Origin of the sequence: Streptococcus gordonii, assembly GCF_001553855.1 — a bacterium.
Lineage (GTDB): Bacteria > Bacillota > Bacilli > Lactobacillales > Streptococcaceae > Streptococcus > Streptococcus gordonii.
In genome coordinates this window covers 46,836-65,226 of the sequence record NZ_LQWV01000034.1, presented here as the reverse complement: position 1 = coordinate 65,226, position 18,391 = coordinate 46,836, and the positions used below count along the sequence as shown (strand labels likewise).

Sequence of the window (18,391 nt, the reverse complement as noted above, 5' to 3'; positions counted from 1 at the left end):
TTAAAATTATATCATAGGGCATCTTTGATCTAGTTGACCATGATCAGATGAGGCCATCCCGATCAACTTGTTCAAAACTTTCTTTCCCATCATTCAGCTTGTCCCAGATGACAACTTGTCCAGACTGAAGGGACTTCTGCACATCTATAATGCGCTGATTGGAAGATCCACGAAACTGTAACATGAGATTCTTCTTGGTAAGGTCAAAACGGCCGTCCACCAGAATATCAATCAGACTCAGCAACTCCAGCTTATCCTCCGTTTCCAGCATCATCTCCTCCCAGGTGTAGCCCGTCCAGGACCAGATATCCTTGTCCGGAAGCTCTCTCCGAATCCGCTTGACCAAGGGTAGGAGAATACCTGTATTGAGAAAAGGCTCGCCGCCTAGAAGGGTCAGCCCTTGTACATAAGGCTCCGCCAGGTCCTTCATGATCTGCTCCTCCAGCTCTTGGGTATAGGGAATCCCAGCGTTGAAGGACCAGGTTGCTGCATTGTAGCAGCCCTCACAGTGAAACATACAGCCACTGACATAGAGGGAGTTACGGACACCTTCGCCATCCACAAAGTTAAAAGCTTTATAGTCAATGATGCGACCCTTACTCAGCTCCTCGCTTTTCCATTCTTGGGGTTTGGGATTGTTCATGCCACTTCTCCATCTAGCTCTATCCAGTAGCGCTCGCTTCCTTGAATGGTATTGTCATAGACGCCACCATTAGCAAGAATCGTTCGCCGGCTAGCTTCGTTTTCTTCATCGCAGGTAATCAGAGCAAAATCCAAACCAGCTCTCTTCGCCTCTATAAGGCCCAAATGCAGTTGCTCCTGCCCATAGCCCCTGCCTCGTTCCCCCGGTCGAATTGAATAGCCAATATGCCCACCCTCAACAAAGAGTTTTTCATTTAACAAGAGACGCAATGCCAGGAAGCCTAGAGGACGGTTTCCCTCGTCAACTGAGATAAACTGAATTGCTGGTACCCATCCTTCTGGCAGATTTTCAGCATCCTCCTGCTGCTCTACAATCTTTAACCAATCCTCATAATTCTCAGCCCGCTTCCAAGTGGAGCCCACACCACCATGCATATAAGACTTCGCAGCATCAAATTCAGCAATCATCTCTAAAATAGCGTCTTTATCTTCCAAAGTTGGTCGTCGTAACTTCATAGGCTTTCCTCAATCTATATCAATCCAATAACGCTCTTTCCCACCTCGAATATCCTCTAATACTCCACCGTTAGCAAGAATCACACCTCGGCTGGCAGCATTATCCCTATTGCAGGTCACCAGAGCTCGTTTTATATTTTTACTTTTGGCTACTTGCAAGCCTTGTCGTAGCTGCTCTTTTGCCAATCCTTTCCCACGCGCAGACGGACGAATACTGTAACCAATGTGCCCACCTTCTTGGAGCAGATAGTCATTGAGCTGCAAACGCAAATTAAGAAAGCCCACAGCCTGACCATCCGCAGTAAAAGCCACAAGCTGAATGTAAGGTACAAAACCTTCTGGCAAACCTAGCCCGGCTTCTGCCAGCTGAATGGTTTCCAGCCAATCCTCGTAGACAAAATCAGCTCCGCCAAAGAAGCCGTCATGCCGGCCACAAGTCGCTTCAAAATCTGCTAACATTTCCAAAATAGTGGTCTTATCCTCTAGTCTTGGTTTCCTTAATTCTACATCCATTTTTCTACCATACTTTACTTCTTCTTGCTAGCCTTTGCCAGAAATTGCTCCCGCAGACTAGTCACTCGCGCCTTTTTGTTGCTAGCTCCTGTAGAATGTTTTTCATGAAAACGTCTCACTTGAGCCTTACCTTTATCGTCTAGTTGATATTTTCCCATTTTTTCTCCTAATGATTAATGAAAAAGAGCGATACATCACACGGATGTTCTGTATCACTCCCGCTTCTTATTTAGTTTCAATCAGTTTTCATTTCCTGAAAATTTAATAGTCGATCCATTCATATGCTTAACCCGAGCAGAAATCTCTTTGTGACGGCCATTAACCATCGGACGAGCTTGCGGATTTCCTAGATAACCACAGGTCCGCTTAACTACATCAACAGTTTTAGGATCACTATTGCCACAGTTTGGACAGGTGAAACCACGCTCAGTCGGTGTGAAGTCTCCCTCAAAGTCGCACTTGTAACAGCGGTCAATTGGCGTATTTGTTCCTAAGTAACCAACCCGGTCATAAGCATAGTCCCAAACAGCTTCCAAGGCTTTTGGATTTTGTTGCAAGACAGGATATTCACAGTAGTGGATAAAACCACCTGAGGCTCCCACTTCTGGATAAATTTTTTCAAAGTCCAATTTTTCAAAAGGTGTTGGATTTTTACGCACATCGTAGTGGAAAGAGTTGGTATAGTATTCCTTGTCTGTAATATCTGGGACAAGCCCAAACTTCTCAGTATCCAACCGGCAGAAACGGTCAGTCAAGCTTTCAGATGGAGTCGAATAAACAGAGAAATGATAGTCGTATTCGTCTGACCATTCACCAACTAAACGCTTCATCTCTTTGACAATATCCACTGTAAATTCTTTGGCTTCTGGATTATCTTCCCACTCTCCACCATAAAAGGCAGTTGCAACTTCGTAAAGACCGATATAACCAAGTGAAACTGTTGCTCTGCGGTGAGTAAAGAGCAGGTCGACTTGATCATATTTGCCCAAGCGTTTACCAAAAGCACCGTATTGATACAAGATTGGAGCATTAGCAGGTGTTGCTTCCTTGGTTCGCTCTACCCGATAGACCAAAGCATCCTTAGCAATTGCCATCCGCTCAGCGAATAAGGACCAGAATTTATCCTTATCTCCTTCAGCTTCCAGTGCAATCCGAGGTAGATTGACAGTCACAACTCCCAGATTCATACGGCCGGAATTGACTTCTTCACCATTCTCATCCTTCCAACCTTGAAGAAAAGAACGGCAACCCATCGGAACCTTGAAAGAGCCAGTCAAATCAATGATTTTATCATAAGAAAGGACATCTGGATACATCCGTTTCGTCGCACATTCTAGTGCCAGCTGTTTGATATCGTAGTTGGGACTTCCAGGCTCTAAATTAAGGCCACGCTTAAGAGTGAAAATCAACTTAGGAAAGATAGCCGTCCGATGTTCACTTCCCAAGCCCTTGATACGGATGTTAAGAATTGATTTTTGAATCTCGCGTTCAAAGCGATTGGTTCCCAAACCAAATCCTAAAGAAGTGAAGGGGGTTTGTCCATTAGAGGTAAAAAGCGTGTTAATCTCATACTCTAAGGACTGCATAGCATCATAAATATCTTTTTTTGTTTTTTCCCAAGCGTAATCAGCTCTTTTATCAGCTAGCACCCAGTCCTTGGCATCTCGTAAATGCTTCTCGTAATTGAGTTCTGCATAAGGAGCTAAGACTTCATCGATTCGGTCAGCTGAACAGCCTCCATACTGACTAGAAGCTACATTGGCAATAATCTGCGAGATTTGAGCTGTCGCAGTCTGAATAGACTTAGGACTCTCTACTTCGGCATTTCCAATCTTGAAGCCATTTTTCAGCATACCCTTAAAATCAATCAAGCAGCAGTTGGTCATTGGTGTATAAGGGCTATAATCCAAATCATGGTAGTGAATATCGCCCTTTTGATGGGCATTGGCTACGTGAGGAGGTAGCATCTTAAGACCGATGGACTTGCCAACAATCCCAGCAGTTAAATCCCGTTGGGTGTTAAAGACATCACTGTCTTTGTTGGCATTTTCATTGACCACTGTTTGGTCTTTATTGAGCAATTTGTCAATAGTAAAATTAATATCGGTTGCCTGAGAACGATCAAAGTCACGCTGAGTTCGATACGAGATATAGGCCTTGGCAATAGCATATTCATTGGCGTTCAAAAGCTCATGCTCAACGATGTTTTGGATTTCATAAATCTTCACATCCTGAGAAAAACGATGAGTGATTTCAGCAACAATCTTCTCCGTAATTCCTTCAAGCTTGGCTTCAAGCAAAGGAGACATGGGCGTCACTTCACAGGCCGCTTTGACCAAGGCTTTATAAATCTTGTCAACGTCAAAATTCACGCGCCGGCAATCGCGTTTAACTACATAAATATTAGGAATACAGGTCACTGTTTCTTCTCTTAAAGTAATCATTTCCTATCCTCCAATCGTACATGACTCATTATAACACTATAAAATAAAAAATCAATATCTTGTGTAATATTTTTAATTTTTTTAATTAAAACACAAGATATTGATAATGTTATTTGAGCTCGTAAAGCTTGAACTGGCTAGTATCTAGGCCAATTTTCTTATAATTTGAAGATATTATTTTTTTTACTTTCCCTAGTAGAGGAACTTTTTTATTGACCACAATATAGCGTGGTAGATTCGCATCTAGCTGATTTCCTAATAAAATCTTATTCTCTTCGGTATCTAAGTATAACTTAGGACTTAAGATGGTTGCCGCAGACAGACGGCCAGTTGATTGGTAGAGGCTAGCTGTGCTGTCCCAAGCATAGATTTTATCGTCCTTAGCTGACTCCTCACGGATATACTTGCTAACCACAGCACGTTCTGCTTCTTCTTCACCAGCTAATAGATAGCGTTGAACAACTGGTGATGCGACTAAAAAGGCCATCGCTAACACAGGTAAAAATAAATTTCCAACAAAATAATTTTTCCAAATAGAAGGAGTCCGCCTTTTTCTCGTATGACGTCCCTCTGAAAAATTCTTGTTAAACCACATCGCCAAGAGAATCATCACAAAAGGAATCATAGGCAATAACTGGAAATTTCCCTGACTTGGCAGAAAGATATTGACTAGGAGCAGAGTTAAAATTCCTAACCCCCCCAAATATCGGAAAGGTTTTGCATTTTTCTCTACCAAAGATACCATTCCCATAACCAAGGCTGTTAAGAAACCAAGACCAACAAACAGGCCGCCCATTATGAGTAAAGTAGGAAGATCGGATACTTGTAATCCTAAACTTTCAAAGCTGTACGTCACTTGGCTAATTGCTACACCAAAAGTTCCCTTCCAAACAGTGTAATATCCCAGCGGATAAAAGACCAGTGAAAAACCAAGTAAACTAGCTAAAAATTGATAAAATCCTCGGGCCAAGCGTTTACGGGCAATATGAAAAATGGTCCAAACAAGAAAAACCAAACCATAGAAGACAATACTAGTGAATGGATCCACCATGAAAGCCAAGGCTCCAATAGCTCCCAGCAAGATGAAACCATTATCCCCCACTCGATCATTGACATAGCGAGCTAAGAAATTTAGGCTCCACATAATAAAAGGAAGGACAAAAATACTTGCATAGAGGCCACCAAAACCAAGAGTTATGACCAAGAGATAAAAAAGCGGAAGCAGTTGCTGCGCTAGAACCTTTTTTCCAGTCATTTGATAGATAAACTGAAAAAGGAAAATCCCAGCTATAAAAAGCGCTAAAAATTGCAGGACAGCAAAAAGAAGACTTCCCATAAAGAGATTCCCTAACCATGCTATCACATAATACAACATGCCACTCGTACCATAAAATTGACCGTAAGCCACTTGGCCCTGGGTCATTGCCCAGCCGGCATATAGATTTTGCGTCTGTAGATTTGTCGCCAATGAGGTAAATAAGGGATTGGCCACGCTGAAGAAGCTAGCTATGAAACTCCAGAGTAGCAAATGCCCAAAAGGAATGCTCGCAGGCTTCAAGCTTTCTTCTTGAAGTTGTACTCCTGCTTTCGCTTCTTCTGGCTGAATTTCTTGTTCTTTTTTTTCTTCTATTTTCGCTTCAGGTTGCACTTCTGCCTCTTGATTGTCGAATTCATCAAACATAATAACTCTCCTCAATATAGTCTTTACTAGTATATCAAAAAGTCTTCTGTCTGTCAGTTTTCCTTTTACACACCTCTCAAAAGATTAGCCTACTTGGCAGATTCTACTTCTAGCTTTAAGGCCTGCTTGTCTTTGGTCGCTTTAGACTTTGCCAAGGTTTCTAATTCCCGAAATCTTAGGTAGATTTTTGAAAACGGCCTTTCTGCCTTTCTTTGAACAAACTCTAATTTCATAAAAAATTCCTTTTACTTTTTTATTCGTAAAAAAATGAGAAGGAAATTTTTACCCTCAATAGAGTAAAACAAATCCTTCTCATTAGGTTTATCATGATCAAAGCATTGGCGCAAAAAGCTGAACGATCTCTTTCAGAAGATTTTGGTACCAAGTAGATTTAAAGACACCGTCATGTACCTCTGTTGACACCTCAAAGATACTTTCAAAATCTGCTTTTATGTCTGCTAAAGCAGGTACTTTATATAAAAGCACAGCATTCTCATAGTGATGGACCAAGCTACGATAATCAAAGTTTATGGTGCCTACTACTGCTAGTTCATCGTCTGCAATCACATTCTTACTGTGGACAAATCCCGGTGTGTATTCGTAAATACGCACACCGGCCTCTAAAAGCTCACGATAAGATCCTCTTGTGATCGGTTGAATAAGCTTCTTATCTGTAATATAAGGCGTGACAATCCGAACATCCACTCCCCGCATGGCAGCGTTTTTTATATTTTCTGTTAAGTCATAGTCGATAATCAAATAAGGACTGGTGATATAGACATAGTCCGTTGCCTGACTGATAATATTCTGGTAAACATTTTTCCCGACCTGTGTTCGGTACATAGGCTTAGGACCGCTCCCATATGGAATATAGAGCCCCTCGCCTTCTACTGCTTTGTTTTCTAAATGATACTTATCAAAATCCGTAATTTCACCTCGGTTGATGTACCAATTCATTAGAAAAAGCCTGGTCAGCGCCTTAACGGCCCGACCATCTAAACGAATCCCACCATCTTTCCAATGGCCGAAGCGGACAATATGATTAATGTATTCGTCAGCCATATTGATACCACCCGTGTAGCCAATCTGACCATCAATCACAAGAATTTTACGATGATCTCGGTTGTTGTAGGCCACCGTCATACGCGGAATCACCTTATTGAACTTATGTGCATCAATCCCAAAGGAACGTAAAGTTTCTGTATAATCTCCTGGTAAAGTCGCCATACAGCCGATGTCATCATAGAGAAGCTTGATTTCTACTCCTTGAGCAGCCTTTTCCTTCAGAACCTCCAGAATACTATTCCACATCTTACCTTCTTCGATAATATAATATTCCAGAAAGATGAATTTTTCTGCTGATTTCAGGTCTTCTAAAATAGCAGCATACATCTCTTCTCCCAAGGCAAAATACTGAGAAGCAGTCCCATCGTAAACATCCGCATTATGGTCCATACTAAGCAAGGATTTAACTATCCCAAAAGCTGATTTGTTTTTCTTTTTCAGATCCAATCTCAGCTCATAACTATTGTCCTCACGAAACTTCATGGAATCCATGCTACGCAACTGCTTCATTTCTTTCCGAGATAGCCTGCGTTCGCCAAACATGAGATAAATCAGAGGCCCTACAACTGGAATAAAAGTAACCAAAAGCCAGGTTACTTTGCTTTCAGGTGTCATAGAACGATTGACAATCGAGAAAATCGTCCCAACTGTTAATAAGGTGACTACAAGAATCCATAAATCCTTATTGATTTCACCTAAATAAAAGAAAAGCCAAAACACAAAGAAGAGTTCCAATAGCATGACAATGATGCTGAAACCATATTTTGACATCAATAAGCGAAACTTTCTCACACACCCACTCCTCAATTTTCTTATATTTAAGTATAGCGGGGCCTTCCCAATAAATCAAGCAAAAACAGACTAGTCTTCTGATAGATATAAAAAAACAAGACTGGGTACCCCAGTCTTGTGAAGCCTTATTGTTTAGTGAAGACAATTGTGTCATCTTGATCCTGCTCTTGATCAATATCTTCAACAGTCAGCTGATTGCCATTGATATAGTAGCGATGAACATCGTCTCCAATAATCATTCGCTGATTTGTGCTATCAATTTCGACTTGTTCGATTTCTTTCTCACCATCTCTCTCCAAGGTAGTTAAAGTTCCTTTACCAGATGAAATCGTTAAGGTCAATTGATCGCCTTCATGCGTAGCTGTATAGGTTCCGTCCAATTCTGTACTTGCAGCGGTTGTTGCTGACGAAGAAGAGGTCGAAGTCGTTGCACTACTTGAACTTGAAGCAGAAGTTGAAGTTGACGTCGAACTTGAAGATGCCGAAGAGTTTGAAGCTTGACTGGTTTGAGATGGCTGTGTTTGACTATTGCCATTGCTACAAGCTGCCAAAGCAAGAGCTACTATAGCTGTTAGGGATAAAATCGTCGCTTTTTTTGAAAAAGTCATAATCCTTCCTCCTTTAATCATAGGGGGTTTTAGAGCTGGCACAGAAGTATGTTTTGCCTACTTTTTGCTAGTTCCATTTTCATTATAACAAAGACCTTTTCCAGCCGTCAATCTATCTCTCCTTTTAAAAATTGACGTACCTCCGCAATGAAATAGAGAGACCCAGTTACAAACAATAAACGATGAGGATTATCATCCTGCTGGTAGTCTTTTAGAAAATTTCTATAATCCCTGATAAAAGGAAGTTGCCCTGCTTCTTGCTCGCCTATTGTTTCACCATATGAAAAACTAGTCAGAAATAAACTTGCCTGAGGTAGTTCCTCTTGCAAATAATGAAGCATTTCCGAATAATCTTTTCGCTTTAAAGCCCCAAACAAGATCAAAACTTCTTTGTCCTTTTCTTGCTTAATAAACTCGACCAAGCGCTCAACTGCAGGAAGATTATGGGCTCCATCTAAATAAATGCCATCGCAGACTTTTTCCAAACGACCTGCCCAGCTAGTTTGAGCCAAAGCTTTTTTTACTAAACTCAGATCTAGATTCCATGACTGACGCTCCATAAATAAAAGAAAAGCTTCCACAGCCACAGCCGCATTTTCTTCTTGGTAGGTCCCCGACAAGCCCAGTTCTACATCTAGCCAGGAGAAGTCACGAGCCCGAAGTTCCTTGTTTTCGAGAGAAAAATCTTGGCCATACTCATATAAGTCGATATTCAACTCCTTTGCCCGCTCTCGACAAACTTGTCGTGCAACTTCTGGCAAAGGACCGATAACAGCAGGACTGCCCACTTTAAAAATCCCTGCTTTTTGCTCTGCAATCTCCTCAAGTGTCGCTCCCAAGGTCTCCTGATGATCAAGGCCAATCGATGTAATGACTGAGACACTTCCTGTGATGACATTCGTTGTATCTAGCAAACCACCTATCCCCACCTCAATCAAGGCCACATCCACCTCTTGCTCTGCAAAATACAAAAAGGCGATTAAACTGAGGATTTCAAAATAAGAAAGTTGATCCTGGGGCAACAGTGCGTTTTGCTCCATCTTGCGCACTTGCTCACCCAACCTAGAGAAATCACTCTCCGAAATCGGCTTCCCATTTAAGCAAATCCGATCATGAACAGTTTCCCTATGAGGTGAGGTAAAAGTCCCAACTTTCTTTTGATGTTGATCAAATAAGTTCTGCAAAAAGGCCACCGTTGATCCTTTCCCATTCGTTCCAGTTACATGAATCGTTGGGTAGGCTTTTTCTGGATGACCAAGCAAACGGATTGCCTGCTCCATTCTCCCAAGCCCTGTTCGAAAATTTAGCCCAATTCGGCTGTCCAGCCAGTTTTCTATCTTCTCCATCTTTACTCCTAGTAAAAAGAGAGCCGAGTGAATGATCAACCAGCTCTCTTTTTTCAATTAATCATATAGCTTACGTTTGAGACTCCGAGTTAACAATAAACTATCTGTTTAACAAATTTAAGTATTCGTCCCTTTTAACCAGAACAAAAATTAATCTATCCAGAACATCTAAACCAGCCTCGCTCATTGAGCGAACTGAGGCAGTCTCTAGATTTGCCTTGCTTTTTTATTTGACAAAGACTGAAATACTCTTACTCTTCCATGAAGCTGTTGAAAACTTCTTCAATCATATTCCATTCTTCTTCAGCATCTTCTGGAATAGGCTGAAGGTCACCTTCAGTTCCATCTTCATTTTCTGTGAATGAGTATGCTTGAATTTCAACTTCACCATTTTCATCTTCTTCAGCATTAGCTGGTACAAGAAGTACATAATTTTTTCCAAATTCTTCCATACCGTCAATGGTCAAGAGAATTTCAAACAAGGTTTCATTGCCTTGCTCATCCACCAAAGTAATCAATTCGCGCTCTTCATGTTCGTGGTCATGGTTATGATCATGTGCCATATTCATCTCCCTCAATCTTTCTAATAATTTCTATCTAAATAATTCTGCAAAATCAGCTGGGCCGCTAATTTATCAATCACTTTCTTGCGTTTGTTCCGGCTAACATCTGCTTGCTCAATCAGCATTCGCTCTGCTGCCACTGTTGTTAAGCGCTCATCTTGATACTCAACAGGCAAGCCAAACAACTCTGTTACTTTAGCTCCGTAGGCCTGACTGGCTTCTACACGGGGACCGCTAGTATTATTCATATTTTTAGGAAGACCGATGACAAACTTATCAACCTTGTATTCAGCAACAAGCTCACCAAGGCGCTCAAAACCAAACTCTTCCTGATCTTCATTGATCTGGATAATTTCCAAACCCTGAGCTGTAAAGCCAAGCGGATCACTAATAGCTACTCCCACTGTTTTAGAGCCCACATCCAATCCCATAATTCTCATTAAAGATCGATGCCCTGCCCTTTCAAATAATAACGAACCAATTCTTCAACAATTTCATCTCGTTCATATTTGCGAATCTGATTGCGAGCATTGTTATAACGAGGTACGTACGCAGGATCCCCACTGAGAACATACCCAACGATTTGATTGATTGGATTGTAGCCTTTTTCATTCAGCGATGTATAAACATCCGTCAACGTTTCGCTAATCTCTTTTTTATTTGAATCGTCGAGATTAAAACGTACTGTTTCATCTGTAAATCCCACAATTACACCCTCTTTCGTTAGAATATTATTATTATACCATATTTCAGATCTTTTCACAAATGTTACAAATCAATATCAGCCCATAAAATAAGCAAAAATGACGGTCTTCTACTATTCTTCTTTTGCGCCATTCAAAAGTTGATTTTCAACATACTGAGCTGGATTCATCTTCAGCAGTTCTTTTAGCTTTAAAGCTTTTAAATATTCTGTTTCTGCAGCCTTATCTACATCCAAGGTTTGAAAATCCAGATTAGTCACACGCTTGAGCTCATTCTCATTTAAAATCTGTAAGGACATAGAGAAACCTGGCAAATCCTTTACTTGTCGATAATGTTCATCTGCTTCCAAGGATCTATTGAGTACTGCTTGAGCTTCTTCTACACCATATTCCTTTATCGCTTGCTTTAAATCATCCGCATTTGGACTAACCTGCTCTATACTTAAACTTAAAAATTGCTCGTCTTTATAAGTCACTACCTGCTTTTGCTGTGTGCCATTCTCAGTTTTTGGAAAGGTCAAGGTCTTTGTTACTACTGTGTTCTTTTCCGCATTTGAAATAATCGGCAAGGTTGTATCCAACTTATCCTCAGAAGTTGAAGCGGACGAAGCAGTATGTGATTTTTTCTGACCGCAGGCCGTCAGTGTAAGTAAAACAAGGCCTAACAATAGCACTATCTTTTTCATTTTTTAGCCTCCTACGCCTATTTTACCACACTCATAACTCCTGTCAATGCTAGATTCGTAAAGTAAAAAAGGTCTGAAAACCCGCCCATTCACTATTACTAGCAAATCGGCTTGTTCAGACTCCTTTTTCTTTATAATGGGCTATTTATAGAGCTGCTCTCAAACGCGCCTCTGCATTTTCAACGTTACGAACAGAACGTGGAAGAAAAGCACGAATGTCATCTTCTTTATAGCCTACTTGGAGACGTTTATCGTCAACCAAGATAGGGCTTTTCAAGATACGTGGGGTTTCCATGATAATATCAATCACTTCACTCACACTCAAATCTTCAATATCAACACCAAGACCTTTTGCATAGCGATTTTTAGAAGAGACAATGCTCGCAACGCCATTTTCAGTTTTGGTCAAAATATCTAAAATTTCTTCTTTTGTGATTCCCTCTTTACCGAGGTTTTGTTCTTTATAAGTTAATTGATGGGCATTAAGCCAGGTCTTTGCTTTCTTACAGCTTGTACAACTTGAAACTGTGTAAATTGTAATCATGTAAGGACTCCTTTCACTACCCGATACTACTATCGTAGTCTATTATACCATAAAAACCATCGGTCTTGCGACCTATTTTGGAAAAATTATTCCTCGATCTCTATAGCATCATCTAGTTCAAGAGTTACTTCTTCAATGTTTTCAGTGATTTTTCCTGCAGTTTCAGTCGCAGTTGCTTCTCCTTCTTGATCGTCTTCGATCAAGCCAAAACGGACACGGACTTGACGGTCAATTTCGTCAAAGACTTCTGGGTGATCAGCCAAATATTTCTTGGCATTTTCAGAACCTTGACCAATCTTCTCATCATTATAAGAATACCAAGCACCTGCTTTTTTGATGATATCTAAGTCAGTTGCAATCTTAATCAGCTCTCCTGTCTTAGAAATACCTTCTCCATACATGATTTCCACAAAAGCTTCCTTGAATGGCGGAGCTACTTTATTTTTTACAACTTTAATTTTGGTTTCTTTACCAACATTTGTATCTTTCGCATCACCAGTCCCCTTGATTTGAGTATTTCCACGAACGTCCAAACGGACAGAAGCATAGAATTTCAAGGCACGACCACCTGGTGTTGTTTCAGGATTCCCAAACATTACGCCAACTTTTTCACGCAGCTGGTTAATGAAAATCGCAATCGTCTTTGTTTTGTTGATAGATGCAGATAATTTACGCATCGCCTGGCTCATCATACGAGCCTGCAAGCCAACATGACTATCTCCAATATCTCCATCAATTTCAGCACGTGGCACCAAGGCTGCAACTGAGTCAATAACTACCAAGTCAACTGCACCTGAATCAATCAATTTCCCAGCAATTTCTAAACCTTGCTCCCCAGAATCAGGCTGAGACAGCAAGAGCTCATCGATATTCACACCCAATGCTGCTGCATAAGACGGGTCCAAAGCATGCTCAGCATCGATAAAGGCTGCGATTCCGCCTTCTTTTTGTGCTTGAGCAACAGCATGAAGAGCCACGGTTGTCTTACCAGAAGATTCCGGGCCATAGATTTCAATGATTCTTCCCTTCGGATAACCACCAGCACCAAGGGCGATATCCAAGGCCAAAGAACCTGAACTCATGACTTGAACCTTTTGTTCTGCTCGCTCGCCCAGACGCATAATCGCTCCCTTACCAAAGTCCTTTTCAATGTTCTTCAGGGCGTTGTCCAAAGCTTTTTGGCGCTCGTCTCCAAATTTTTTTGTAATATCATCTAGATTCTTTTGTTTCTTTGCCATTAATTTCTCCTATTTTTTCTAAAAATATCTTTTGGCTATCTTTTAATTATACCAAAAATTAACTATTTAATAAAGTCTTTCGCACTAGGTTAAAGGCGTGCAGAACAGCGATTTTTCGTACATCTCGCCGGCTACGTCCAGCAATATTGACCTTAATAGTTTCCGTTCCTGCAGCACTAGCCAAGCCAATAAAAACAGTTCCAGCTGGATGATCTTCTAGTGAATCTGGTCCAGCCACACCTGTCAGACTGACAGCCAAGTCGCTTTCGGTCAGCTTTCTAGCCTGCTCTGCCATTTTCCCAGCCGTAAAAGCTGAAACAACCCCATGTCCCTCCAGCTCTCCCAGCGGAATGTCCAGCATCCGGCTCTTTTCCTCCATGCTATAGGTGACGAAGCCACCTGAAAAAATAGCTGAAGCTCCAGCAAAATCTGCCAAGGTTGCTTGGAAGAGACCTGCTGTCAGACTCTCTGCTGCTGAAATCGTCTTTCCTTGACCCTTTAGCAAGTCAAAAGCCACCTGAGCCAAGGAATTGTCATCCCCATAACCATAGAAAATCTCTGACAGAGACTGGTCTTCAAAAGTCTTATGTGACAAAATTTCCTTTTCCACAGCCTCAAACTTGGCGTCAGCTTCTGCCTGACTCAAGGCCTTGGTGGACAGTCGTAGCGTAACCTCCCCCGTCTTTGCATAAGGAGCAATGGTAGGGTCACTTTGCTGATCAATCATCTCTGACAAAATAGTCACTAGCTGACTCTCGCCGATACCAAAGAAGCGTAACACTCGTGAGTATAGTTTTTGACCTGTGGATAAGAGGGGAACCAACTCGTTATTGACCATAGGTTTGAGCTCGCTAGGCGGACCAGGCAGAACTACATAAGTCACCCCATCAACTTCTATTAAACCACCAACAGCTAAACCAGTCGCATTTGGTAACGGAGTTGAGCCTTCAACCAGCTGAGCCTGACGCTCATTGTTGGGCGTTCGAGCATAATCAGGTCGGCTGGCAAAAAAACGATCCAACTTTTCCACAGCATCAGGGTCAAAACTCAACTCTCGACCTAAAAACTTAGCCAAGGTCTGCTTGGTCAAATCATCCTCTGTTGGCCCCAAGCCTCCTGTCAAGATAATTAGATTACTACGTCCTTTTGCAATCTCTAGGATAGAGAGGAGACGATTTTCATTGTCCCCTACAGCTGTCTGAAAATAGACATCAATCCCCAGACTAGCCAGTTTCTCAGATAAAAATTGGGCATTGGTATTGACAATCTGACCTGTCAGAATCTCGGTGCCCACAGCAATAATTTCTGCTTTCATAAAACCTCCTACCTTACTATTCGGAATTGGCTTTATTTTATCACAAAAACAAGCAAAAAAGTTGATTTTCATTTTAAGAAGTTAAATAGTTTGTCAACTTGCTTGACAGACTTGTCAACATGTTGTGGAAAACTTTTGGGAAGTTATCTGTTATGGAGAATAACTGGATTGTTAGGGAAATGCTATTGGCAAATGGTTTCATTATTTTTATAATAAAGATGAAAAAAGGAAATCATCTAAATAATTTTATTTGAAGAAAGGAGATCATCATGAAAATTTCACAAGTTCTCAAAGACATTCGTCAACAAAATCAACTCACTCAGGAGGCCTTGGCGGAAAGGCTCAAGGTTTCCCGCTCTGCCATTGCTCGCTGGGAAAGCGAAAAAGGTATCCCTGAAATTGGAAATCTCATCGCTATCAGTCGGGAATTTGATATCAGCCTGGACACACTCATCAAGGAGGACGGGCGTTTGGAGAAAAAGGTCATCGAAGACAGCAAGGCCAAGAAATGGCATTATTTAGTCATCCTCTACCTTTTTTCCATCTTGGTTTATATTGGTGTCTTTGCCTACTTCCACCATATCTTTATGGCTGGCTTCCTCATCTCCACCCTCTTTATGCTATTCTATGAACTGCGCATCTTTATCAAGGAAAAGATTTGGATGCAGAAGGAAGAATGAGGAGATATAGAGAACAACAAAAAACCTAGAGGTCTAGAACTTCTAGGTTTTCATTTATTTATGGTCAATAAGGTAATGATGAAAGCAATGATATTGTTACAACAATGGAGGGTAATTGGATACCAGATATTTTTGTCCTTTCTCAGATACAAGAGCGAGAAAAGAAGACCTGCGGCAATATAGGAAATAGCTGTCACCCACTCTGATAAGGCCCAGCTGTGCATATGAAGGGTGGCAAATAGAATGGTTGTCAACACAATACCTAGCCAGTTGGAGAATTTTGCCAAGAAAGTGCCTAGGAAAAAGCGGCGGAAGAAAAACTCTTCAACGAACGGCCCGATAAAGGAACCGAAAACCAAGATTAGAAAGGGATTTTTCAACAAGGCACCTTGAATATTGGCATCATTCTGCCCCTGCAGTGGCAAGCCCAGACTATACTTGATGAAGGCTGAAAGAAAGTTGCAGGCAATGGACAGGAGGAAAACAAAGACCATATACAAGGAAATCGTTTTTAGAAATTCCTTCTTTTTAGTCAGAATCAAGGCTAGCTGCTCCTTTAATTCTTCCCGATAAGCTAAGATTCCCAAAATAAATAAAAGGAAATAAACTGGGTAAATCAACCAATTTATTCCAATCAGCTGCAAGCCTCTACCTAGAAACAAAATAGTATAGAGGGTAATAAAAATGAGGAGAATTTTTCTTGTTTTCATTGTTCTACTTCCAATCACAATCATTTTCATGGTCATTGATAAGGCCAGCTGCTTCTAAGAATGAATAGACACAAACTGGACCGACAAATTTGAAGCCTTGCTTTTTCAGCGCCTTGGACATAGTTTCTGACAGCTCTGTCTTAGTAGGTGCTTCCTTGTAGTTCGTAATTTGATTGTCAATCGTTTTGAACTCGACAAAGGACCAGATATAGTCGTTAAAAGAGCCAAACTGCTTTTGAACAGCCAAAAAAGCTTGGGCATTAGCCCTAGTTGCATAAATTTTCATCTTGTTACGGATGATGTCGGGATTGCCCAACAAATCATCCAGATCCGCATCCGTCATCTGAGCAATTTTCTGGGCATCATAGAAATGAAAAGCTTCCCGAAAAGCCTGACGTTTATTCAGAATGGTCTCCCAAGAAAGTCCAGCCTGATAGGTCTCCATGCAGAGCAATTCAAATAATTTCTGATCATCATGGAGGGGCTTGCCCCACTCCTCATCATGATAGGCTACATACAAGGGGTTGTTCATTTTTACCCAGCCGCAGCGTTTGGTCATAGCTTTCTCCTATTTCACCAACATCTTAAGAGCAGACTTGATATAGTTTTCTGCTGTATCCGTCGTTCCTTCAAAGAATTTCTTTATTTTCTTTAGCTCAGCAGCCTTGTAACCCAGAGCCAGCATGGCTTCCATGGCTTCTTCCAGTTCTTGGTTTTCATTGCTAGCTTGCACTGTAGCCTTGGCAGAAAGATCGTCACCAGCTATTACCACCTTACCTTCCAAGTCTAGCACCATCTGCTGGGCTGTTTTCTTACCAATCTTAGGAAACTTGGTTAGGTAGGTGATGTTTTTTTGCTCAATAGCTTGTACCAAGCCAGCATTATCATCTGCAGCAATGATAGCCAGGGCAGACACTGGGCCAATACCTGAGACTGAAATCAAGCTGAGAAAGAGTTGCTTCTCCTCCTCAGTCGCAAAACCATACAGCAGCTCCGCATCTTCTCTCACCACCTGGTGAACATAGACCTTGGCTTCCTGATGAAGATGCCCTGAATAAGCATAGGGGTTGGCCACATGAAGAATATAGCCGATAGAGTTGACTTCCAATACGATGTATTTAGCTGTAATTTTACTGATAATTCCTTTAAAATATTCGTACATAATCTTCCTTCTTTTTGTATCATTTTGCCTATCTAGTATACCATATTTTCTGTCTGGAAACTGCAAACAGAAGTGCAACTATTGGTTGACAAAATGTACAGGAAGCTGTATTCTCAAGATAACTAAAAGCTGTTAGGATAGAGTTAGCAAAGAAAAGGAGGCTGTCACAATGAAACTCGCTGATAAATTATTTGAACTAAGAAAAGAAAAAGGCTGGTCACAAGAAAAGCTAGCTGAACAAATCAATGTCTCTCGCCAGAGCATTTCCAAGTGGGAATCTGGCCTAGCACTGCCAGAGCTGGAAAAAATTGTAGAGCTGAGCAAGATTTTCCAGGTGACGACAGATTATCTGCTTTTAGAAGAAAGTGACAAACCAGAAATAAAACCCGTCCTCTCAGAAGACGAAAAGAACCGCTACTACAAGGAAGTGAAATCTTATGGCTTCTGGCAGGTTTTGTATATTTTTGTCTCAGCCCTGGCTATTTTTCTCTTTTTCGCAGGTTCTAGCTTTCCAGCAAAATTCACTGCCCTGGTCTGGTTGGCCTTCTTCCTCTTGATCGCATCAGCAGTAGCTATTAACAAGGCGTTAAAGATTAAGAAAAAGTATTTGGACAAGGTTATCGGGCTTGATGATTCTAAGAAAGAAGGGGCTCAAGATGAAACTAAAAACTGATAATCCCATACCTGTCAAAACTCGTCTGAAAGAGCTGATTGGAGACTGGCTCTTCATCTCAGGCTACCTCATTGCTCTTTTTTTACTAGCTATGGGTTTTTACTATCTGGTTTTAGGAGGCATTCCTGCATTCACTGAAGTCCAGAGCCAACTTCTGGCTTTTTCTACCTCCGTCCTGCCTCTAACTATCATCTTTGCTTGGCTCGACTATCGAAAAGGTAGTTTTGGCAAGCGCTGGGCAGGTTTACAGTTGGTTTACAAGCATAGGAGCTTTGCTCACAGCCTTTTGCGCTCTGCTATCAAGTTTTTTCCTTGGCAACTTGGACATATGGGAGCTATCCGTAGTGCTTATCAAGCAGATGCTCTGTCAATTTTCTTGTCAACTTTAGCAGGGATTCTCTTCTTGATTTTTCTGCTGATGGGACTGCTTCGCAAGGACAAACGCCATCCAGCTGATTTGCTTGCTGGAACGCAAGCTCAGCTCAAACATCAAAAACAGCTCTAGTTCT

The 18,391-nt window shown here is 41.4% G+C and carries 23 protein-coding genes; 3 read left to right on the top strand and 20 right to left on the bottom strand.

The features are described 5' to 3' along the window. Nucleotides 1-43 precede the first annotated feature (43 nt). The 17 genes from nrdG to AWH02_RS07110 form a co-directional block, all read right to left on the bottom strand. Nucleotides 44-643 carry an anaerobic ribonucleoside-triphosphate reductase activating protein gene (gene nrdG, locus AWH02_RS07180; RefSeq protein ID WP_045504624.1) on the bottom strand — a complete coding sequence of 200 codons (600 nt, stop codon included), beginning with the start codon at nt 641-643 and terminating at the stop codon, nt 44-46. Further along, nucleotides 640-1,158, bottom strand: coding sequence for a GNAT family N-acetyltransferase (locus AWH02_RS07175; protein ID WP_060554232.1), 519 nt, complete (start codon nt 1,156-1,158; stop codon nt 640-642). The genes nrdG and AWH02_RS07175 overlap by 4 nt, the downstream gene beginning before the upstream one ends. A 9-nt stretch (nt 1,159-1,167) precedes the next feature. After that, entirely contained in the window at nt 1,168-1,671 is a 504-nt protein-coding gene (locus tag AWH02_RS07170) for a GNAT family N-acetyltransferase (RefSeq protein WP_060554233.1), read from the bottom strand. Between the two features lie 14 nt (nt 1,672-1,685). Then, nucleotides 1,686-1,829: a hypothetical protein gene (locus tag AWH02_RS11075; RefSeq protein ID WP_008809960.1), complete on the bottom strand. Its 144-nt coding sequence runs from the start codon at nt 1,827-1,829 to the stop codon at nt 1,686-1,688. Between the two features lie 81 nt (nt 1,830-1,910). Then, entirely contained in the window at nt 1,911-4,115 is a 2,205-nt protein-coding gene (gene nrdD / locus AWH02_RS07165) for an anaerobic ribonucleoside-triphosphate reductase (protein ID WP_060554234.1), read from the bottom strand. Between the two features lie 109 nt (nt 4,116-4,224). Further along, nucleotides 4,225-5,796 (bottom strand): hypothetical protein, encoded by a 1,572-nt coding sequence (locus tag AWH02_RS07160; RefSeq protein WP_060554235.1) that lies wholly within the window; start codon nt 5,794-5,796, stop codon nt 4,225-4,227. Between the two features lie 89 nt (nt 5,797-5,885). Beyond that, on the bottom strand, nt 5,886-6,029 hold the full coding sequence (locus tag AWH02_RS11010) for a hypothetical protein (RefSeq protein WP_155560588.1): 144 nt from the start codon (nt 6,027-6,029) through the stop codon (nt 5,886-5,888). A gap of 97 nt (nt 6,030-6,126) precedes the next feature. Further along, the gene (gene cls / locus AWH02_RS07155; RefSeq protein WP_060554236.1) at nt 6,127-7,632 is read right to left on the bottom strand and encodes a cardiolipin synthase; all 1,506 of its coding nucleotides are present in this window, start codon (nt 7,630-7,632) and stop codon (nt 6,127-6,129) included. Between the two features lie 146 nt (nt 7,633-7,778). Next, nucleotides 7,779-8,261 carry an SP_0198 family lipoprotein gene (locus AWH02_RS07150; RefSeq protein ID WP_045504636.1) on the bottom strand — a complete coding sequence of 161 codons (483 nt, stop codon included), beginning with the start codon at nt 8,259-8,261 and terminating at the stop codon, nt 7,779-7,781. A gap of 107 nt (nt 8,262-8,368) precedes the next feature. Next, entirely contained in the window at nt 8,369-9,607 is a 1,239-nt protein-coding gene (locus tag AWH02_RS07145) for a bifunctional folylpolyglutamate synthase/dihydrofolate synthase (RefSeq protein ID WP_060554237.1), read from the bottom strand. Between the two features lie 251 nt (nt 9,608-9,858). Continuing rightward, nucleotides 9,859-10,170, bottom strand: a complete 312-nt coding sequence (locus AWH02_RS07140) for a DUF1292 domain-containing protein (protein ID WP_008809966.1) — start codon at nt 10,168-10,170, stop codon at nt 9,859-9,861. A 20-nt stretch (nt 10,171-10,190) separates the two neighbouring features. Then, nucleotides 10,191-10,610 carry a Holliday junction resolvase RuvX gene (ruvX, locus tag AWH02_RS07135; RefSeq protein ID WP_012131012.1) on the bottom strand — a complete coding sequence of 140 codons (420 nt, stop codon included), beginning with the start codon at nt 10,608-10,610 and terminating at the stop codon, nt 10,191-10,193. Next, nucleotides 10,610-10,876: an IreB family regulatory phosphoprotein gene (locus tag AWH02_RS07130; RefSeq protein WP_008809968.1), complete on the bottom strand. Its 267-nt coding sequence runs from the start codon at nt 10,874-10,876 to the stop codon at nt 10,610-10,612. The genes ruvX and AWH02_RS07130 overlap by 1 nt, the downstream gene beginning before the upstream one ends. Nucleotides 10,877-10,987: 111 nt before the next feature. Continuing rightward, complete coding sequence (locus AWH02_RS07125; RefSeq protein WP_060554238.1) at nt 10,988-11,560, bottom strand: SP0191 family lipoprotein; 573 nt, start codon at nt 11,558-11,560, stop codon at nt 10,988-10,990. Between the two features lie 145 nt (nt 11,561-11,705). Continuing rightward, a complete protein-coding gene (gene spx, locus AWH02_RS07120) occupies nt 11,706-12,104 on the bottom strand; it encodes a transcriptional regulator Spx (RefSeq protein ID WP_008809970.1) in 399 nt (132 codons plus the stop codon). Between the two features lie 86 nt (nt 12,105-12,190). Then, entirely contained in the window at nt 12,191-13,342 is a 1,152-nt protein-coding gene (recA, locus tag AWH02_RS07115) for a recombinase RecA (protein ID WP_060554239.1), read from the bottom strand. Nucleotides 13,343-13,400: 58 nt separating this feature from the next. Beyond that, nucleotides 13,401-14,657, bottom strand: a complete 1,257-nt coding sequence (locus AWH02_RS07110) for a competence/damage-inducible protein A (RefSeq protein WP_060554240.1) — start codon at nt 14,655-14,657, stop codon at nt 13,401-13,403. Nucleotides 14,658-14,926: 269 nt separating this feature from the next. Here AWH02_RS07110 and AWH02_RS07105 point away from each other — a divergent pair, with 269 nt between their 5' ends. Further along, nucleotides 14,927-15,337, top strand: a complete 411-nt coding sequence (locus AWH02_RS07105) for a helix-turn-helix domain-containing protein (RefSeq protein ID WP_060554241.1) — start codon at nt 14,927-14,929, stop codon at nt 15,335-15,337. Between the two features lie 50 nt (nt 15,338-15,387). Here AWH02_RS07105 and AWH02_RS07100 read toward each other — a convergent pair whose 3' ends face one another. From AWH02_RS07100 to ruvA, 3 genes are read right to left on the bottom strand one after another with little or no spacing between them, the layout of a single operon-like run. Next, nucleotides 15,388-16,047: a CPBP family intramembrane glutamic endopeptidase gene (locus AWH02_RS07100; protein WP_060554242.1), complete on the bottom strand. Its 660-nt coding sequence runs from the start codon at nt 16,045-16,047 to the stop codon at nt 15,388-15,390. A gap of 4 nt (nt 16,048-16,051) precedes the next feature. Continuing rightward, nucleotides 16,052-16,606: a DNA-3-methyladenine glycosylase I gene (locus AWH02_RS07095; protein ID WP_060554243.1), complete on the bottom strand. Its 555-nt coding sequence runs from the start codon at nt 16,604-16,606 to the stop codon at nt 16,052-16,054. Nucleotides 16,607-16,615: 9 nt separating this feature from the next. Continuing rightward, nucleotides 16,616-17,209: a Holliday junction branch migration protein RuvA gene (gene ruvA, locus AWH02_RS07090; protein WP_060554244.1), complete on the bottom strand. Its 594-nt coding sequence runs from the start codon at nt 17,207-17,209 to the stop codon at nt 16,616-16,618. A gap of 169 nt (nt 17,210-17,378) precedes the next feature. Here ruvA and AWH02_RS07085 point away from each other — a divergent pair, with 169 nt between their 5' ends. Both AWH02_RS07085 and AWH02_RS07080 read left to right on the top strand, forming a co-directional pair. Then, a complete protein-coding gene (locus AWH02_RS07085; protein WP_060554245.1) occupies nt 17,379-17,882 on the top strand; it encodes a helix-turn-helix domain-containing protein in 504 nt (167 codons plus the stop codon). Further along, on the top strand, nt 17,866-18,387 hold the full coding sequence (locus tag AWH02_RS07080) for an RDD family protein (RefSeq protein ID WP_060554246.1): 522 nt from the start codon (nt 17,866-17,868) through the stop codon (nt 18,385-18,387). Before AWH02_RS07085 ends, AWH02_RS07080 begins: the two co-directional genes overlap by 17 nt. Nucleotides 18,388-18,391 lie beyond the last annotated feature (4 nt).

Excerpts from the sequence above, each read along its gene's own strand:
- nrdG (WP_045504624.1), bottom strand. The coding sequence starts at position 643 with ATGAACAATCCCAAACCCCAAGAATGGAAAAGCGAGGAGCTGAGTAAG.
- AWH02_RS07175 (WP_060554232.1), bottom strand. The coding sequence starts at position 1,158 with ATGAAGTTACGACGACCAACTTTGGAAGATAAAGACGCTATTTTAGAG.
- AWH02_RS07170 (WP_060554233.1), bottom strand. The coding sequence starts at position 1,671 with ATGGATGTAGAATTAAGGAAACCAAGACTAGAGGATAAGACCACTATT.
- AWH02_RS11075 (WP_008809960.1), bottom strand. The coding sequence starts at position 1,829 with ATGGGAAAATATCAACTAGACGATAAAGGTAAGGCTCAAGTGAGACGT.
- nrdD (WP_060554234.1), bottom strand. The coding sequence starts at position 4,115 with ATGATTACTTTAAGAGAAGAAACAGTGACCTGTATTCCTAATATTTAT.
- AWH02_RS07160 (WP_060554235.1), bottom strand. The coding sequence starts at position 5,796 with ATGTTTGATGAATTCGACAATCAAGAGGCAGAAGTGCAACCTGAAGCG.
- AWH02_RS11010 (WP_155560588.1), bottom strand. The coding sequence starts at position 6,029 with ATGAAATTAGAGTTTGTTCAAAGAAAGGCAGAAAGGCCGTTTTCAAAA.
- cls (WP_060554236.1), bottom strand. The coding sequence starts at position 7,632 with ATGTCAAAATATGGTTTCAGCATCATTGTCATGCTATTGGAACTCTTC.
- AWH02_RS07150 (WP_045504636.1), bottom strand. The coding sequence starts at position 8,261 with ATGACTTTTTCAAAAAAAGCGACGATTTTATCCCTAACAGCTATAGTA.
- AWH02_RS07145 (WP_060554237.1), bottom strand. The coding sequence starts at position 9,607 with ATGGAGAAGATAGAAAACTGGCTGGACAGCCGAATTGGGCTAAATTTT.
- AWH02_RS07140 (WP_008809966.1), bottom strand. The coding sequence starts at position 10,170 with ATGGCACATGATCATAACCATGACCACGAACATGAAGAGCGCGAATTG.
- ruvX (WP_012131012.1), bottom strand. The coding sequence starts at position 10,610 with ATGAGAATTATGGGATTGGATGTGGGCTCTAAAACAGTGGGAGTAGCT.
- AWH02_RS07125 (WP_060554238.1), bottom strand. The coding sequence starts at position 11,560 with ATGAAAAAGATAGTGCTATTGTTAGGCCTTGTTTTACTTACACTGACG.
- spx (WP_008809970.1), bottom strand. The coding sequence starts at position 12,104 with ATGATTACAATTTACACAGTTTCAAGTTGTACAAGCTGTAAGAAAGCA.
- recA (WP_060554239.1), bottom strand. The coding sequence starts at position 13,342 with ATGGCAAAGAAACAAAAGAATCTAGATGATATTACAAAAAAATTTGGA.
- AWH02_RS07110 (WP_060554240.1), bottom strand. The coding sequence starts at position 14,657 with ATGAAAGCAGAAATTATTGCTGTGGGCACCGAGATTCTGACAGGTCAG.
- AWH02_RS07105 (WP_060554241.1), top strand. The coding sequence starts at position 14,927 with ATGAAAATTTCACAAGTTCTCAAAGACATTCGTCAACAAAATCAACTC.
- AWH02_RS07100 (WP_060554242.1), bottom strand. The coding sequence starts at position 16,047 with ATGAAAACAAGAAAAATTCTCCTCATTTTTATTACCCTCTATACTATT.
- AWH02_RS07095 (WP_060554243.1), bottom strand. The coding sequence starts at position 16,606 with ATGACCAAACGCTGCGGCTGGGTAAAAATGAACAACCCCTTGTATGTA.
- ruvA (WP_060554244.1), bottom strand. The coding sequence starts at position 17,209 with ATGTACGAATATTTTAAAGGAATTATCAGTAAAATTACAGCTAAATAC.
- AWH02_RS07085 (WP_060554245.1), top strand. The coding sequence starts at position 17,379 with ATGAAACTCGCTGATAAATTATTTGAACTAAGAAAAGAAAAAGGCTGG.
- AWH02_RS07080 (WP_060554246.1), top strand. The coding sequence starts at position 17,866 with ATGAAACTAAAAACTGATAATCCCATACCTGTCAAAACTCGTCTGAAA.